At 56.7% G+C, this 16,305-nt stretch carries 18 protein-coding genes; 6 read left to right on the top strand and 12 right to left on the bottom strand.

Features of this window, described 5'->3' with window-relative positions:
* The first annotated feature begins 16 nt into the window (after positions 1 to 16).
* From pstC to FA91_RS18570, 5 genes are all read left to right on the top strand, one after another.
* The gene (gene pstC, locus FA91_RS18590) at positions 17 to 979 is read left to right on the top strand and encodes a phosphate ABC transporter permease PstC (RefSeq protein ID WP_034918184.1); all 963 of its coding nucleotides are present in this window, start codon (positions 17 to 19) and stop codon (positions 977 to 979) included.
* A complete protein-coding gene (gene pstA / locus FA91_RS18585) occupies positions 976 to 1,863 on the top strand; it encodes a phosphate ABC transporter permease PstA (RefSeq protein WP_034918181.1) in 888 nt (295 codons plus the stop codon). Before pstC ends, pstA begins: the two co-directional genes overlap by 4 nt.
* A gap of 43 nt (positions 1,864 to 1,906) precedes the next feature.
* On the top strand, positions 1,907 to 2,674 hold the full coding sequence (gene pstB, locus FA91_RS18580) for a phosphate ABC transporter ATP-binding protein PstB (protein WP_034918179.1): 768 nt from the start codon (positions 1,907 to 1,909) through the stop codon (positions 2,672 to 2,674).
* 17 nt (positions 2,675 to 2,691) lie between these two features.
* The gene (gene phoU, locus FA91_RS18575) at positions 2,692 to 3,426 is read left to right on the top strand and encodes a phosphate signaling complex protein PhoU (protein ID WP_034918177.1); all 735 of its coding nucleotides are present in this window, start codon (positions 2,692 to 2,694) and stop codon (positions 3,424 to 3,426) included.
* 114 nt (positions 3,427 to 3,540) lie between these two features.
* Positions 3,541 to 4,770, top strand: a complete 1,230-nt coding sequence (locus tag FA91_RS18570; protein ID WP_034918175.1) for an MFS transporter — start codon at positions 3,541 to 3,543, stop codon at positions 4,768 to 4,770.
* Here the strand turns inward: FA91_RS18570 and yieH are convergent, their stop codons facing one another.
* Positions 4,771 to 5,433 carry a 6-phosphogluconate phosphatase gene (gene yieH, locus FA91_RS18565; RefSeq protein WP_034918172.1) on the bottom strand — a complete coding sequence of 221 codons (663 nt, stop codon included), beginning with the start codon at positions 5,431 to 5,433 and terminating at the stop codon, positions 4,771 to 4,773.
* Positions 5,434 to 5,613: 180 nt separating this feature from the next.
* Between yieH and FA91_RS18560 the strand changes: the two genes are divergently transcribed.
* On the top strand, positions 5,614 to 6,927 hold the full coding sequence (locus FA91_RS18560; RefSeq protein ID WP_034918170.1) for an NCS2 family permease: 1,314 nt from the start codon (positions 5,614 to 5,616) through the stop codon (positions 6,925 to 6,927).
* Between the two features lie 28 nt (positions 6,928 to 6,955).
* Here FA91_RS18560 and FA91_RS18555 read toward each other — a convergent pair whose 3' ends face one another.
* The 11 genes from FA91_RS18555 to rnpA all read right to left on the bottom strand — a co-directional run bounded on the left by FA91_RS18555 (position 6,956) and on the right by rnpA (position 16,294).
* Positions 6,956 to 7,705, bottom strand: coding sequence for an SDR family oxidoreductase (locus FA91_RS18555; RefSeq protein WP_034918168.1), 750 nt, complete (start codon positions 7,703 to 7,705; stop codon positions 6,956 to 6,958).
* Entirely contained in the window at positions 7,705 to 7,893 is a 189-nt protein-coding gene (locus FA91_RS18550) for a hypothetical protein (RefSeq protein ID WP_051937328.1), read from the bottom strand. The genes FA91_RS18555 and FA91_RS18550 overlap by 1 nt, the downstream gene beginning before the upstream one ends.
* A gap of 108 nt (positions 7,894 to 8,001) precedes the next feature.
* Positions 8,002 to 8,790, bottom strand: coding sequence for an ABC transporter ATP-binding protein (locus FA91_RS18545; RefSeq protein WP_034918165.1), 789 nt, complete (start codon positions 8,788 to 8,790; stop codon positions 8,002 to 8,004).
* Positions 8,790 to 9,560: an ABC transporter permease gene (locus FA91_RS18540; RefSeq protein ID WP_034918164.1), complete on the bottom strand. Its 771-nt coding sequence runs from the start codon at positions 9,558 to 9,560 to the stop codon at positions 8,790 to 8,792. The genes FA91_RS18545 and FA91_RS18540 overlap by 1 nt, the downstream gene beginning before the upstream one ends.
* Positions 9,557 to 10,567, bottom strand: a complete 1,011-nt coding sequence (locus FA91_RS18535; protein ID WP_051937323.1) for a glycine betaine ABC transporter substrate-binding protein — start codon at positions 10,565 to 10,567, stop codon at positions 9,557 to 9,559. Before FA91_RS18535 ends, FA91_RS18540 begins: the two co-directional genes overlap by 4 nt.
* A gap of 128 nt (positions 10,568 to 10,695) precedes the next feature.
* Positions 10,696 to 11,418 (bottom strand): amino acid racemase, encoded by a 723-nt coding sequence (locus tag FA91_RS18530; RefSeq protein WP_034918161.1) that lies wholly within the window; start codon positions 11,416 to 11,418, stop codon positions 10,696 to 10,698.
* A complete protein-coding gene (locus FA91_RS18525; RefSeq protein ID WP_034918160.1) occupies positions 11,411 to 12,421 on the bottom strand; it encodes a D-cysteine desulfhydrase in 1,011 nt (336 codons plus the stop codon). Before FA91_RS18525 ends, FA91_RS18530 begins: the two co-directional genes overlap by 8 nt.
* 216 nt (positions 12,422 to 12,637) lie before the next feature.
* A complete protein-coding gene (mnmE, locus tag FA91_RS18520; RefSeq protein ID WP_034918157.1) occupies positions 12,638 to 13,999 on the bottom strand; it encodes a tRNA uridine-5-carboxymethylaminomethyl(34) synthesis GTPase MnmE in 1,362 nt (453 codons plus the stop codon).
* Positions 14,000 to 14,073: 74 nt separating this feature from the next.
* The gene (gene yidC, locus FA91_RS18515; protein WP_034918155.1) at positions 14,074 to 15,711 is read right to left on the bottom strand and encodes a membrane protein insertase YidC; all 1,638 of its coding nucleotides are present in this window, start codon (positions 15,709 to 15,711) and stop codon (positions 14,074 to 14,076) included.
* 2 nt (positions 15,712 to 15,713) lie between these two features.
* Complete coding sequence (gene yidD / locus FA91_RS20700) at positions 15,714 to 15,971, bottom strand: membrane protein insertion efficiency factor YidD (RefSeq protein WP_072016849.1); 258 nt, start codon at positions 15,969 to 15,971, stop codon at positions 15,714 to 15,716.
* Positions 15,935 to 16,294 carry a ribonuclease P protein component gene (rnpA, locus tag FA91_RS18510; RefSeq protein WP_034918154.1) on the bottom strand — a complete coding sequence of 120 codons (360 nt, stop codon included), beginning with the start codon at positions 16,292 to 16,294 and terminating at the stop codon, positions 15,935 to 15,937. The genes yidD and rnpA overlap by 37 nt, the downstream gene beginning before the upstream one ends.
* Between the last annotated feature and the right edge of the window lie 11 nt (positions 16,295 to 16,305).

Raw genomic sequence — 16,305 nt, 5'->3', positions numbered from 1 at the left:
CGACATTGAGAACGCTATGGCTGCAACCAGGTCGACTTTCAAGGCTCCCGGAAAGCAAGGTGACATTCTGTTTGGCGCGCTGGTTAAGCTGGCGGCGCTGGTCGTGCTGTTGCTGCTCGGTGGGATTATTGTCTCGCTTATTATCTCCTCCTGGCCCAGCATACAGAAGTTCGGCTTTTCCTTTTTGTGGACCAAAACCTGGGATGCGCCCGGCGAGCAGTTTGGCGCGCTGGTGGCGATTTACGGCACCGTCGTGACTTCCCTTATCGCCCTGATTATTGCCGTTCCCGTGAGCTTTGGCATCGCGCTGTTTCTGACCGAGCTGGCGCCGGCCTGGCTGCGTCGTCCGCTTGGCGTGGCGATAGAGCTGCTGGCGGCGATCCCCAGTATTGTTTATGGCATGTGGGGACTGTTTATTTTTGCCCCGCTGTTTGCCACGTATTTCCAGACGCCGCTGGGCGACCTGATGGCGAATATCCCCATCGTCGGCGCGCTGTTCTCCGGCCCGGCCTTTGGTATCGGCATACTTGCCGCCGGCATCATTCTTGCCATTATGATCATTCCTTATATCGCTTCGGTGATGCGCGACGTGTTCGAACAAACCCCGGTGATGATGAAGGAATCTGCCTACGGCATCGGTTGTACCACCTGGGAAGTTATCTGGCGCATCGTGCTGCCGTTTACTAAAAACGGCGTAATTGGCGGCATTATGCTTGGTCTTGGCCGCGCGCTGGGTGAAACCATGGCGGTCACCTTTATTATCGGCAACACCTGGCAGCTGGACAGCGCCTCGCTGTTTATGCCGGGCAACAGCATCACCTCCGCACTGGCGAATGAGTTTGCCGAGGCGGAATCCGGCGTGCATACCGCCGCGCTGATGGAGCTGGGACTGATCCTGTTTATCATTACGTTTATCGTGCTGGCCTGCTCTAAATTTATGATCCTGCGGCTGGCGAAAAATGAAGGAGCGCGCTCATGACCACCATGGAGATGCAGGCCCGCGCCGAACTGAACGCCTCACGCCGCAAAATGCAGGCGTGGCGGCGAATGAAAAACCGCATCGCCCTGACGCTTTCCCTGCTGACCATGGCCTTTGGCCTGTTCTGGCTGGTGTGGATTTTATTTGCAACGGTCACCCGCGGCATTGACGGCATGACGCTGTCGTTGTTTACCGCCAACACGCCGCCGCCGAATACCGCAGGCGGCGGCCTGGCGAACGCCATCGCGGGCAGCGGCCTGCTGATTTTATGGTCGACGGCGGTCGGCACGCCGCTGGGTATTCTGGCGGGGATCTACCTCGCGGAATACGGCCGCAAATCCTGGCTGGCGGAGGTGGTGCGTTTTATTAACGATATCCTGCTCTCCGCGCCCTCCATTGTGGTTGGCCTGTTCGTTTACACTCTCGTTGTCGCCCGGATGCAGCACTTTTCGGGTCTGGCGGGCGTGGTGGCGCTGGCGCTGTTGCAGATCCCCATTGTTATCCGCACCACGGAAAACATGCTGAAGCTCGTGCCGGACAGCCTGCGCGAAGCGGCTTACGCGCTGGGCACGCCGAAGTGGAAGATGATTTCGGCGATTACGCTGAAAGCCTCCGTATCCGGCATCCTGACCGGCGTGCTGCTGGCGATTGCGCGCATTGCGGGTGAAACCGCGCCGCTGCTGTTCACGTCGCTCTCCAACCAGTTCTGGAGCACCGACATGATGCAGCCGCTGGCCAACCTGCCGGTAACCATCTTTAAATTCGCCATGAGCCCGTTTGCCGAATGGCAAAGTCTGGCCTGGGCTGGCGTGCTGCTGATCACCCTTTGCGTACTGCTGCTGAACATTCTGGCGCGGGTGATCTTCGCCAAAGGCAAACATTAATGAAGAAGCGCGGCTGCGGCGGCGCGAACCAGTGAGAAAGAGAATGGCTGACAATAGCGGTAAGATGATTCAGGTGCGTGATTTAAACTTCTGGTACGGGAAATTCCATGCGCTGAAGAGTATCAACCTGGATATCGCCAAAAACCAGGTGACCGCCTTCATCGGCCCGTCGGGCTGCGGCAAATCAACCCTGCTGCGCACTTTCAATAAGATGTTCTCGCTCTATCCCGAACAGCGCGCCGAGGGTGAAATTCTGCTGGATGGCGAAAACATCCTGACCGCCAGCCAGGACATCGCTTTGCTGCGCGCGCGCGTCGGTATGGTCTTTCAGAAGCCCACGCCGTTTCCGATGTCGATTTACGATAATATCGCCTTTGGCGTGCGGCTGTTTGAGAAGCTGTCGCGCGCCGATATGGATGAGCGTGTGCAGTGGGCGTTGACTAAGGCGGCCCTGTGGACGGAAACCAAAGATAAGTTACATCAGAGCGGCTACAGCCTTTCCGGCGGGCAACAGCAGCGTTTATGCATCGCGCGCGGCATCGCCATTCGTCCCGAAGTGCTGCTGCTGGATGAACCCTGCTCGGCGCTGGACCCGATCTCAACCGGTCGCATTGAGGAGCTGATCACCGAGCTGAAGCAGGATTACACCGTGGTGATCGTTACGCATAATATGCAGCAGGCGGCGCGCTGCTCCGATCACACCGCCTTTATGTATCTGGGCGAGCTGATTGAGTTCAGCGATACCGACACGCTGTTTACCAAGCCGCACCAGAAACAGACTGAAGACTATATTACCGGCCGCTATGGTTGATTTGACTGGAGAACACGATGGATAACCTGAATCTGAACAAACATATCTCCGGGCAGTTTAACGCCGAGCTGGAGCACATTCGTACCCAGGTGCTGACCATGGGCGGCATGGTGGAGCAGCAGCTGACCGATGCGATCACCGCGATGCATAATCAGGACGGCGAACTGGCGCAGCAGGTCATAGACGGCGATCAGAAAGTGAATATGATGGAAGTGTCGATTGATGAAGCCTGCGTGCGCATTATCGCCAAGCGGCAGCCCACCGCCAGCGACCTGCGGCTGGTGATGGCGATCATCAAAACGATCTCCGAACTGGAGCGTATCGGCGACGTGGCGGAAAAAATCAGCCGCACCGCGCTGGAAAAATTTGGTCAGTCGCACCAGCCGTTGCTGGTGAGTCTGGAGTCGATGGGGCACCACACCATCCAGATGCTGCACGACGTGCTGGACGCTTTCGCGCGTATGGATCTGAATGCGGCGATCGAAATCTACCGGGAAGACAAAAAGGTGGATCAGGAATATGAAGGCATCGTCCGCCAGTTGATGACCTACATGATGGAAGATCCGCGCACCATTCCCAGCGTATTGACCGCGTTGTTCTGCGCACGCGCCATTGAACGTATTGGCGATCGCTGTCAGAACATTTGTGAAATCATTTTCTATTTCGTGAAAGGTCAGGACTTCCGCCACGTCGGTGGCGACCAGCTTGATAAACTGCTTACCGGCGACGACAGCAGCAGCACGCCCGCCTGATCCTTACCTGGCCGGATTAATTCGGCCTGATTTCTCTGCCTCCGCGTTTTCCTCTGGAATGGCTGCGTCTGCAAAATTATACTTGCCGCACATTTATTCAGACAGGGAACGCACATGACTTCTCAGCAGCCGGGCACCACGCCCGCGAAGGCCATGCTGGCCGCCGTCAGCGGTTACGCAATGGACGGCTTCGATCTGCTTATTCTTGGCTTTATGCTGCCTGCCATCAGCGTTTCGCTGGCACTGGATGCTTCTCAGGCCGGTTCGCTGGTCACCTGGACGCTGATTGGCGCCGTGGCGGGTGGCATCATTTTTGGCCACCTCAGCGATCGACTGGGGCGCATTCGCGTGCTGACCTTCACCATTCTGATGTTTTCGCTGTTTACCGGCCTGTGTGCGGCGGCGCAGGGCTACTGGGATCTGTTGATCTACCGCACGCTGGCGGGCGTCGGGCTGGGCGGCGAGTTCGGTATCGGTATGGCGCTGATCGCCGAAGCCTGGCCGGCCAATAAGCGCAATCGCGCGTCGGCGTGGGTGGGTATTGGCTGGCAGCTCGGCGTGCTGCTGGCGGCGTTTATTACGCCGCTGCTGCTGGACGTTATCGGCTGGCGCGGTATGTTTCTGGTCGGGCTGTTTCCTGCGCTGGTGTCATTTTTTATCCGACGGGGCGCAGGCGAGCCTGAAGGCTTCACCCGCGCGCAAAAAAACACCCAGACGCTGTCGTTCTCCGCACGCCTGAAGCTGCTGTTCAGAGATGCCGCCACCGCGAAGGCCAGCCTTGGCATTCTGATCCTCTGCTCGGTACAGAACTTCGGCTATTACGGGCTGATGATCTGGATGCCGAGCTATCTCTCGTCCAGTTTTGGTTTTACGCTGACAAAATCAGGCCTGTGGACGGCGGTGACGGTCGTCGGCATGATCTTTGGTATCTGGCTGTTCGGCATGTTGGCCGATCGCTTCGCACGCTGGAAAATCTTCCTGCTTTATCAGTTCGGCGCAGTGATTATGGTGGTGATTTACGCGCAGCTCCGCGACCCCACGATTATGCTGTTCAGCGGCGCGGTTATGGGGATGTTCGTTAATGGCATGATTGGCGGCTACGGCGCGCTGATTTCCGACACCTACCCGGTGCAGGCGCGCGCCACGGCGCAGAACGTGCTGTTTAATCTGGGGCGCGGCGTCGGCGGCTTCGGCCCGTTGGTGATCGGTATGCTGGCCAGCCAGCTCTCTTTTGTTGCCGCCATTACTCTGCTGGCGCTTATCTACCTGCTGGATATCGTCGCCACGCTGTTTTTGTTACCCAAAACCCAGGGCAGCGAGGATCGGCTGGGCGCGATTGGCTGATCAGGTCGTCAGCGTCCAGCCGCGCGCGTTCCACAGGTCGGGCAGTTGCGCCATATCATCAAAAGACGTCACCAGCGGATGCGCCAGCGGCCTGTTGTGCGCATCCGCGCAGTAGTAGAAAACCGGTATGCCTGCCGCGATACCAGCTTTTGCGCCCGCTTCTGAGTCGTCCACCAAAATGCAGCGATCGATAGCCACGCCCATCTCGCTGGCCGCGTGCAGCATCAAATCGGGATCGGGTTTCCAACTGTTGATGTCATAGCCGCTGTATAACCGGTCATCAAAAAAGCGCAGCATTTTCGTCAGGCCCAGCGAATGCTGCATTTTACCGACGGTGCCGTTCGATACCACGCAAATGGGCACGTTCATCTTTTCCAGCAGCGCGCGGGCGCCGGCGATGGGTTTCAGTTCACGATCAAAAAGTCTGGCGACCTCTTTACGATAAGCGGGTTCAAGATCGTCTACCGTGGCGGAGAGTTGATGCTGCGCACAGACATCATCGATAATATCGTAGAGCTTCACGCCCTTATATTTTTCAAACATCTCGTTGAGCGAAAGTTCTGCGCCGAACCGTGCAAAGGTATTGACGTAGGCCTGCGTACATAACAATTCGCTGTCAACCAGCGTCCCGTCGCAATCAAAAAAGACACATTCAACAGACATCGGCGGTTCTCCCTTGTTGCCCTGTTCCGACACTTTACTTGACTCACCGCGAAATGCGACCCGTTAATCAACACTCAGCAGCGCAATCGGTTGCGAAAAAACCGTTCGTCCGTCTACCAAATTTCGATGAATAGGTTAGGATAGCCGACGAAAAATCCTTCTCCGTTTTGGAATGAAACAATGAATAACTCCGGTCTGATGCAGCGGATTTTTAAACTCCAGGAGCACGGCACGACGGTGCGTACCGAAGTGATAGCAGGCTTCACGACGTTCCTCACCATGGTCTATATCGTTTTCGTGAATCCACAGATCCTTGGCGTGGCGGGCATGAATACCCAGGCGGTATTTGTGACAACCTGCCTGATTGCCGCTGGCGGCAGTATTTTGATGGGGCTGATTGCCAACCTGCCGGTGGCGCTGGCACCGGCGATGGGGCTGAACGCCTTTTTTGCCTTTGTGGTGGTGGGGGCCATGGGCATCTCCTGGCAGGTGGGCATGGGCGCTATTTTCTGGGGCGCTGTTGGTCTGCTGCTGCTGACCATTTTCCGCATTCGCTACTGGATGATCGCCAATATTCCCCTCAGCCTGCGCGTGGGGATCACCGCCGGTATCGGCCTGTTTATTGCGATGATCGGACTGAAAAACGCCGGTATCGTGGTACCCAATAAAGACACGCTGGTGGCCGTCGGCGATCTGACCTCGCACAGCGTGCTGCTGGGCGCACTGGGTTTCTTTATTATTGCCGTGCTGGCTTCGCGTAACGTGCATATTGCCGTGCTGGTTTCCATCGTCGTGGTGACGCTGATCGCCCTGGTGACCGGCGACGTCCAATATGGCGGCGTGTTTTCGATGCCAACCGGCGTGACCGCCGTGCTGGGTGAGGTCGATTTAGCCGGTTCGTTCAATATCGGTATGGCCGGTATCATCTTTTCATTCATGTTAGTTAACCTTTTTGACTCGTCCGGCACGCTGATTGGCGTAACGGACAAAGCCGGTCTGACCGATGAAAAAGGCACTTTCCCGCGCATGAAACAGGCGCTGTATGTCGACAGCCTCAGCTCGGTAGCGGGCGCTTACATCGGTACCTCTTCCGTTACCGCCTACATTGAAAGCACCTCCGGCGTTTCAATCGGTGGCCGAACCGGCCTGGTTGCGGTGGTCACCGGCATCCTGTTCCTGGCCGTGATGTTCCTTTCGCCGCTGGCGGGCATGGTGCCGCCTTACGCTACCGCAGGCGCGCTGATCTACGTTGGCGTACTGATGACCTCAAGCCTGGCGCGGGTGAAGTGGGAAGATTTGACCGAAGCGGTGCCCGCTTTTGTCACTACCGCCATGATGCCGTTCAGTTTCTCCATCACCGAGGGGATCGCATTGGGCTTTATCTCCTATTGCGTGATGAAGCTGGGCACCGGCCGCTGGCGGGAAATCAGCCCGTGTGTGGTGGTTGTCGCGCTGCTGTTTGTGCTGAAGATCGTATTTATCGACGCGCATTAACCTGAGCGCCCGGCCGCCTTGACGTGCGTTATTTGCCACCCGCAAGATCGATAAAGCTTCCGGTGACGTAAGAGGCGTCGTCGGAGAGTAGCCAGACGATCGCCTGCGCAACCTCTTCCGGCGTGCCGCCGCGCTTCATCGGGATCAGCGCCTTCACCCGATCAACGCGACCCGGTTCGCCGCCGTCAACATGCATTTCCGTGTAGATAAAGCCGGGCCGCACGGCGTTAACACGTATGCCCTGTGCCGCCACTTCTAAAGAAAGCCCAATGGTAAACGTATCGATTGCGCCTTTTGACGCGGCGTAATCGAGATATTCGTGCGGCGCGCCAAGCCGCGAGGCGGCGGAAGAGACATTAACAATCGCGCCGCCCTGGCCACCATGACGCCACGACATACGCTTTACCGCCTCGCGAGCGCAGATAATGTTGCCCGTCACGTTAGTGGCGAGCACCCTTTCCAGCCGCTGGCTGGTCAACTGCTCAATGGAGGATTGTTGCTGAAGCATCGCGGCGTTGTTAACCAGGCCGGTCAGCGGGCCGAGCTGTTCATCTATCTGCTGAAACATAGCGACAATCTGATCTTCGCTGGCAATATCAGCGCAAATGGCGAGGGCTTCGCCGCCCTGCTGACGAATGCTCTCCACCACGGTCTGCGCACACGTTTCGCGCGAATGGTAGCCGATGCAGACCTTATGGCCTTTGGCCGCCAGGTTCAGCGCTGTCGCCCGGCCAATACCGCGAGCGCCGCCGGTGATGAGCGTAATATTTTTCTTCATTATTGTTCTTCCAGTCGGGCGTTAGTACGGGATTTCCCCACCAGCATTAATGCCGCAATGCCAGGGCAGCAAAGCGCCATCGCACAGAAAAGCGCTTTTCCATACCATTCAAACAACGCGCCGCCCACGAACGGGCCGAGCGATAAGCCTGAAATAACCAGCGTCCAGCGCGCAAAATAATTTGCCATTGATCACTCCGTGATAACAATCAGCTGCAATCGGCAATAGTATAAGAATCTTCTTAGCTTATTTCACAATGCTTTACGCAGCCGATCGTTTTTTCGGAATTTTTTAACTTATGGAAGACGCCAGCTCAGATGCCGTCTGGCCTCCTGCCGTACCCGATGTAACACGCGATGTTTAATCTCACGGTAGTCTGGCTGCTCTGCCAGCGTTTCGATGTCGCGCTCGCGGCCAAAAGGCAGCACGATTTCATCCACGATTTTTCCAGGTCTGGCAGACATGATCAGGATCCTGTCTGCCAGAAACAGCGCCTCTTCAACGTCGTGAGTAACAAACAGCAGCGTGGTGGAGGTTTCAGTCCACGCTTTGCGCAGCAGTTCCTGCATCATTATTCGGGTCTGCGCATCCAGCGCGCCGAAAGGTTCATCCAGCAGCAACACGTCCGGCCCCGGTAGCCAGGCGCGCGCCAGCGCTACGCGCTGTTTCATGCCGCCGGAAAGCTGCCACGGAGCATGATGTTCAAACCCCGCCAGCCCCACGCGATCGAGCCACTGCCGGGCTTGCTCTGTAACCTCGGTTTTTTGATGTTTTTGCAGGCGTGGCCCAAAGGTCACATTCTCCAGTACTGAGAGCCAGGGAAAAAGGTTCGGCTGTTGGAAAATCATGCCGCGATCCGGTCCTGGTCTCTGAACCGTTTTACCCTTGCAGATCACGGAGCCGCTTTGCGGCGTCTGGAACCCCGCCACCAGATTGAGAATGGTCGATTTTCCGCAGCCCGAAGGGCCGAGCAGCACCACGAACTCGCCTTCCGCAATAGCCAGAGTGATATCTTCCAGGACCGTTAGCGGTTGCGGCTTCGCTGAGTAATGCAGAGAGACGTTATCAAGAGAAATGTGCGGCATTATTCTTTTCCCGCCCACGGCACCAGCCAGCGCTGTAGGCCCAGCAGTATTAAATCCAGTAAATAACCAATTCCGCCGAGTAGCAGAATGCCGAGCATAACGATATCGGTGCGTAGATAAGAGCTGGCGTTGATCACCATCCAGCCCAGGCCTGAACTGGCCGCCACCATTTCAGCGGCAATCAGCGAGGTCCAACCGATGCCGATAGAGAGACGAACGGTAGTAAACAGCTCCGGCAGCGCATCCGGCAGCACCACGCGAGAAAATATCTGTTTGCGGCTGGCGCCCAGCGTCTGTGCCACGCGGATGCGCGAGCGGCCAATGCGCTCCACCGCTGCGCTTGCGCCCACCACTACGCTCAAGAAGGTGGCGATGAAAATTAAAAAGAATTTTGATGCTTCACCAATCCCCAGCCACACCACAGCCAGCGGGATCAACGCGATTTTCGGCAGCGGCCGTAGAAACTGAACAAAGGGATTAAGCACGGCGGCAAGGGTCGGAGACAGGCCCATCAGCAGGCCAAGGGGAACGCCCAATAAAATCGCCACCGCAAAGGCGCCCAGCGCCCGCGCAAGGCTGACAGCAATGTGCTGCCACAGCGGCACCTGTCGATAACCGTCAGCCAGCAGCTCTTCCGTCGTAATGCCAATGTCAGTCAACGACGGCAGCAATAGCGGATCAACCCATTGCCGCGTTGCTGCCACTTGCCACAGAATAAAAAACAGCGTGACCGAAAGCGTACCGATTGCGACCTGTTGACTCAGTTTCATTTGGCAGGCGCTGCCGCTTCACGGATATAGCGCGAGTTGATCGCGTCGTTCCAGTGACCGGGAATATCGCGCTTACGGATTTCGCCAATGTCGGCAAGAAAGCCTGCGGTTTTGGTCAGTGCTTTACCGATTCCGCTGTTATCCGCATCGGTTCCATCGCCCAGCCAGGCCGTGGTCGTCTGTTCACTCAGTGACGGATACTCCAGGCCACCCAACGTATTGGCTGCGGTGGCTACCGGCGCGCCAACCTCTTTCGCAACGATGGCCGCTGCGCGCTCGGGATCTTTACGGAACGCATCAACCTTCTGCTGATGCACGCGCAGGAAGGCGCTTACGGTCTGCGGATACTTCTCTGCAAAGGCTTTACGAACAACGTAATTGTTATAAATCAGGTAGCCGCTTTTTTGCAGATCTTTCGTGGCGAAGACCTGATGTCCGCCGTTGGATTCAAGCTGTTGAGCAAAGGGCGCCCAGACGTATCCTGCATCGATATCGCCGCGCTGCCATGCCGCCACCATTTCCGCCGGGCGTAAAGCTAACAGGGTAATTTTACTGCGATCGAGTTTATTAACGGTAATCGCGGCCTCAAGCGCATATTGCGCCGTAGAATTTGGCGGATAAGCCACGCGTTTACCTTCAATATCTTTAATTGTGCGGATACCGTTTTTGCCAATTAAACGTTCGTAGCTGGCAATGACGCCGGAAATGCCAATGATCTCCACAGGGAGTTTTCGCACCACGCCCGCCGTTGCCGGACTTGAGCCAAAATTAGCAATATCAATAGCGCCACTGGCAAAATAACTTAGCGCGTCCGCGCCGGAGGCAAACTGTACCCACTTCACTTTGCTACCCAGCTCTTTTTCCAGTGAGCCATCCGCTTTTGCCAGCATAATGACCTGCGATCCGCCGCTGTAGGCAACGCGAACTTCTTCAGGTTTATCAGCCGACTGGCTCAGGCTGCTCCACAGGCTGGCAGTCGCCAACAGTAGAATAAGGTGTTTGTTCATTTTTTTCCGGGCGCAATAAATAATATGTGACTGCATTATAAAGAGTTACCGCTTAATCATTTATATGAATAGCGGATATCGATTATTGGAAATAGCAGTTGCCCGATGTTTATTTATATTTCTGCGACTCATACTATTTCCGCACGTCGCTGTCGCCATATATTGGCGCACAACATTGCCATCGCTTCGGCAGGATCAATTGTCGGCTGCGCCGGCGACCACTTGACAGCGTTGAGCGCCAGCGGCACTTCAGTGCAGGCAAGCACCAGTCGTTCAGCGCCGCGATCGCACAGCGCCTGTGCCAGCTTTGCCAGGTACTCGCCGCCTTCCTGTAAAGCGCCCCGCTTAACCGCGTAACAGCCCGGGACGAACCATTCGTTCATTTCCTGTGCCGTTGGGATGAGCGTGGCAATATTGTGTCGGTCAAAACGTTGCTGGAACCATCCGGCTGCACAGGTTGCCTCAGTGGCGATCATGCCAACGCGCGCTGGCTGCTGCGGCAAATTGAGCACGGCCTCAAGCGTGGCGTCGGCAAGGTGCAGCAGCGGCGCTCTACTTGCCTCGGCCAGCGGCGCAAACCAGTGATGAGCTGTATTGCATGCAATAACGATATGCGTGGCGCCAGTACGGTTGAGCTGTTCGATTCCCGTCAGTAACTGGGGCAACGGTGAGGGACCACGGCCCGCCAGCGCTTTTTGCCGATCGGCGATTTGTGGCACGTTCCAGATAACCATTGGGATTTGCTGCTGATCGCTGTCTGCGCCAACCGCCAGCAGGATTTTATACTGAAAGTCCACGGTAGCCAGCGGGCCCATGCCGCCCAACACGCCCAATAAAAAGCGATCAGCCACGGTATGCGTCCAGCACCTGGCGATAACCGAACAGCGCCGCCGCGCCGCCGGTGTGAATGAACACCACGTTTTCGTCCTGACGGAAATGCCCTTTACGTATCAGATCGATCAGGCCCGCCATACCTTTACCCGAGTAAACCGGATCCAATAAAATGCCCTCGTGCTGTGCCAGCAGCGTCAGGGCTTCCAGCATGCTTTCTGTCGGCAGGCCGTAACCATCGCCAACATAATCGCTGTTCGCTTTCACCGCCTCGCGAGGCAGTTCGCCTTTTACGCCCAGCAGTTCACGCGTGCGCACGGCAAGCTGACGAACGTTCTCTTCCTGCTTCTCTTTCGGCGCGCGAACGCTGATTCCCAATACCGGAATGCCGCTGTTGCTGGCGGTGAAACCCGCGACCAGCCCGGCCTGCGTACCGGTGCTGCCTGTGGCATGCACGACGTGATCGATGCGTAAGCGCTGCTGGCTTGACTGATATAACAGCTCTTCCGCGCAGGCCACATAACCCAGCGCGCCAACAGGATTAGAGCCGCCGCCAGGAATAATATAAGGCGTGTGTCCCTGCTCACGCAGCGACTGTGCATATTCCTCCATCGCCAGCGCCATATCCGTGCCAGCCTCCAGATGCGCCACCACTTCGCCTCCGAGAAGGTGATCCAGCAGAACATTGCCCGACTGCTGATAGTCCTCGCCAAAATCCGTTACCCGCTTTTCCAAAAACACTTTCGCCTTTAGTCCAAGTTTTGCCGCACCGGCAATGGTCTGACGCACGTGGTTAGATTGCGTTGCGCCTTGCGTAATAATCACGTCGGCCTTTTGCGCCAATGCATCAGCCAGCAAAAATTCCAGCTTGCGCGTTTTATTGCCGCCGGTCGCGAGGCCTGTGCAGTCGTCGCGCTTAATCCATAACTGCGGGCCGCCCAGTAAGCGGGTAAGGTGATTCAGCGGCTCAAGCGGGGTGGGAAAATGTCCGAGGTTGAGGCGGGGGAAGCGGGCCAGATGCATGAGAACTCCTTTATTTTAAACACTGGCGGGCCATGAAAAGAATCCAGGCCGCCTTTTCTCCAGTGTAAAGCGGGTTGCATCAGGTCCTTAAAAACATTTATTGCTTTAGATAGCGATTAAATTCATGAACGTGGTGTTATTCACAGAAGCGCGTGATTTATCGCTAAAAATCCCGCACAGCAAAGCACTGTGCGGAACGAAGGCGCAGTGGGCAGGTTATTTCCCGATACAAAAACTGGAGAAAATCCGGCCTAACAGGTCGTCTGAGGTAAATTCACCGGTGATTTCGCTAAGCGCCTGCTGAGCGACGCGCAGTTCTTCGGCCAGCAGTTCTCCCGCGCGCGCGTCAATCAGCTGCGATCGTCCCTGAAGTAAGTGAGTGGCCGCTAACTCTAATGCCTGAAGATGGCGGCGACGCGCAATAAACCCGCCTTCAATGTTGCCAGAGAATCCCATGCTCGCCTTCAGATGGTCGCGTAGCGCGGCAATGCCTGCGCCGGTGTGTGCGGAAAGACGAATAAGTGAGTGACCATTCACTTCTTCTATACCTGCGGCTTCACCGGTTACATCAGACTTGTTACGTACCACGGTGACCGGCAGCGCAGCAGGCAGACGTGCGATAAAATCAGGCCAAATCTCGGCAGGTTCGGTGGCAGCCGTGGTGGTGCCATCCACCATGAAAAGTACCCGGTCGGCCTGCCCGATTTCATGCCAGGCGCGTTCAATTCCAATTCGCTCAACTTCATCGCCCGCCTCGCGCAGGCCCGCCGTATCAATAATATGCAGCGGCATACCGTCGATATGGATGTGTTCACGCAGCACGTCGCGCGTAGTGCCCGCAATGTCGGTGACGATAGCGGCTTCCCGCCCGGCCAGTGCGTTGAGCAGGCTGGATTTTCCGGCATTGGGTCGTCCGGCGATCACCACCTTCATGCCTTCGCGCAGCAGGCTGCCCTGATGCGCCCCGGCGCGCACGCCGTCAAGATCGGCGATGACCTGCGCTAACTGCGCCTCTATCTTACCGTCGGAAAGAAAATCAATTTCCTCATCGGGAAAGTCGATGGCCGCTTCAACAAAGATTCGCAGGTTAGTAAGTGCTTCCACCAAATGATTAACACGCTGCGAAAAGACGCCCTGTAGCGAGTTCAGCGCCGAGCGCGCGGCCTGGCCAGAGCTGGCGTCGATCAGGTCGGCGATGGCTTCCGCCTGCGCCAGATCCAGCTTGTCGTTAAGAAAGGCGCGTTCAGAGAACTCGCCGGGGCGCGCGATGCGTACGCCGGGTATCGCCACGATGCGTTTCAGCAGCAGATCGAGGATCACCGGGCCGCCGTGGCCCTGAAGCTCCAGCACGTCTTCGCCGGTGAAGGAGTTCGGGCCGGGAAACCATAGCGCAATGCCCTGATCCAGCGCGCTGCCGTCCTCGTCGCGAAACGGCAGATAGTCGGCGTAGCGCGGTTTCGGCAGCTTGCCCAGCAGCGCCTGCGCCACCTCAGCGGCTCTGCTTCCCGACACGCGCAATATGCCCACGCCGCCGCGGCCTGGCGGCGTCGCCTGTGCAACGATGGTTTCGCTATTCATAGTTTGCTCCATAAAAAAGGCGGTCAACCGACCGCCTTATTTTGCCACCCTTCATCTTTCAGATGCGGAGGTCGTTATGCTTTCTTCTTGTCACGGCTGTGCAGCCCGCGTTTTTCCAGCCCGCGATAAATAAGCTGCTGCTGGATAATGGTCACCAGGTTGCTGACGATATAGTACAGCACCAGCCCTGACGGGAACCACAGGAAGAAGACGGTGAAGATGACCGGCATGAAGGTCATGATCTTCTGCTGCATTGGGTCGGTCACGGTGGTTGGCGACATCTTCTGAATAAAGAACATCGTCACGCCCATCAGGATCGGCAGGATGTAGTACGGGTCCTGCGCGGAGAGGTCGTGGATCCACAGCGCGAACGGCGCATGGCGCAGCTCAACCGAGCCCATCAGCATGTAGTAAAGCGCCAGGAAGATAGGCATCTGGATAACCAGCGGCAGACAGCCACCCAGTGGATTCACCTTCTCTGCTTTGTACAGCGCCATCATCTCCTGACTCATGCGCTGCTTGTCTTCGCCTAAACGCTCGCGCATTGCCTGAATTTTCGGCTGCAACATGCGCATTTTCGCCATCGAGGTGTACTGCGCTTTGGTCAGCGGGTACATGATGCCGCGCACGATGAAGGTGATAACGATAATGGAGAAGCCCCAGTTACCGATAAAGCTGTGCAGGAATTTCAACAGCTTAAACAGCGGCTGCGAGATAAACCACAGCCAGCCGTAGTCAACCGTCAGATCCAGATGCGGCGCTACGGCAGCCATCTTGTCCTGGATTTCCGGGCCAACCCACAGCGTCGCGGCCAGGTTCTGCTGGCTGCCTGGCGCAATGGTCACCGGCGCAGACTTATAGCCAATTGCCGCCACGCCGTTGCCCAGGTTACTGGTGTACAGCGTGTTGTTGCCCGCAGTGCGAGGCACCCACGCGGTAGCGAAATACTGCTGAAGCATCGCTACCCAGCCGTTGGCGGTGGTGACGTTCAGGTTTTCGTTATCGCTGATTTTGTCGAACTTATATTTTTCGTAGTTGGTTTCACTGCTGGAGTAAGCCGCGCCACGGAACGTATGCAGCGCAAAGTTATTGCTGCCGGTATCGCGATGCTTCGGCAGATCGATGGTCTGCTTGAGCTGGCCGAACATTGCCACTTCCAGCGGCTGCTGGGTGGTGTTGTTAACCTGATACTCAACGCCGATAGCGTATTCGCCGCGCTTCAGCACGAAGGTTTTGGTCCAGGTCACGCCGTTTTCAGCGGTGAACGTCAGCGGAATACGCAGTTCGCTCTGATCGTTGGAGAGCTCAAAGCTATCCTGCGCGGTGGTAAACAGCGGACGTGAACCGTTGGCCGGATTGTCCGGGCCGTTACGTCCGGTCAGGCCGCTCTGCGCCTGATAAAGGAAGTTCGGTTTGGTTTCCAGCAGCTGGAACGGCTGCGTCGAACCCAGTTCGTCCGGATGCGCCAGCAGTCTGGCCTGCTCGATATCGCCGCCGCGGGTATTGATATTCAAAGACAGAACGTCTGTCTTCACGGTGATCGTTTTGCCCTGTCCGCTGGCAGGCACGGCCTGATTTGCGGCATCGCCGGTCGTGTTTTGTGTGGTCTGAGTCTGCACAGGCTGCGGAGCATGGTCCGTCTGCCAGGCTTGCCAGATCATAAAAGACACGAACAGAAAAGCGATGAGAAAGAGATTGCGTTGCGAATCCATCGTTAATGTTCTCTGGTATCAATGTTATTTGGCGGCACCGGATCGTCGCCACCCGGGTTCAAAGGGTGGCATTTTAATACGCGTTTTATCGTCAACCAACTGCCTTTTATCACACCAAACCTGCGCAATGCCTCAATTCCGTATTGAGAACAGGTTGGATGGAAGCGACAGTGAGGTCCTAAGAGCGGGCTGATAACGCGCTGATAGACGCGAATCAGCCCAATCAGGAGCCGCGAGCCAGGCGACAGTGTCGACGCCATATTTTCTCCAACGCTTCCGTTAGCGCCTGGTTATCCAGGTCGGCAACCCCTTTTTTCGCCACCACCACAAAATCCATTGCGGGCAGTTCATGTTGACGCAGACGAAAGCTTTCGCGGGTCAGTCGCTTGATCCGGTTGCGTTCGTGTGCGCGCTTGACGTGTTTTTTGGCGACGGTAAGACCGATGCGGGGATGCCCCAGCGAGTTCAGGCGGCCGAGAATTGTCATTTGCGGCGTGCCAGCTCTTTGTGGCTGCTGGAAGACGAAAGTGAATTGAGTGGGAGTTAACAAACGTAACTCCCTGGGAAATGCGAGCTTAACCACTCAGCGGTTAG

The sequence above is a fragment of the Erwinia sp. 9145 genome (assembly GCF_000745075.1).
GTDB lineage: Bacteria > Pseudomonadota > Gammaproteobacteria > Enterobacterales > Enterobacteriaceae > Erwinia > Erwinia oleae.
This window is presented reverse-complemented; position numbering and strand designations above follow the sequence as displayed.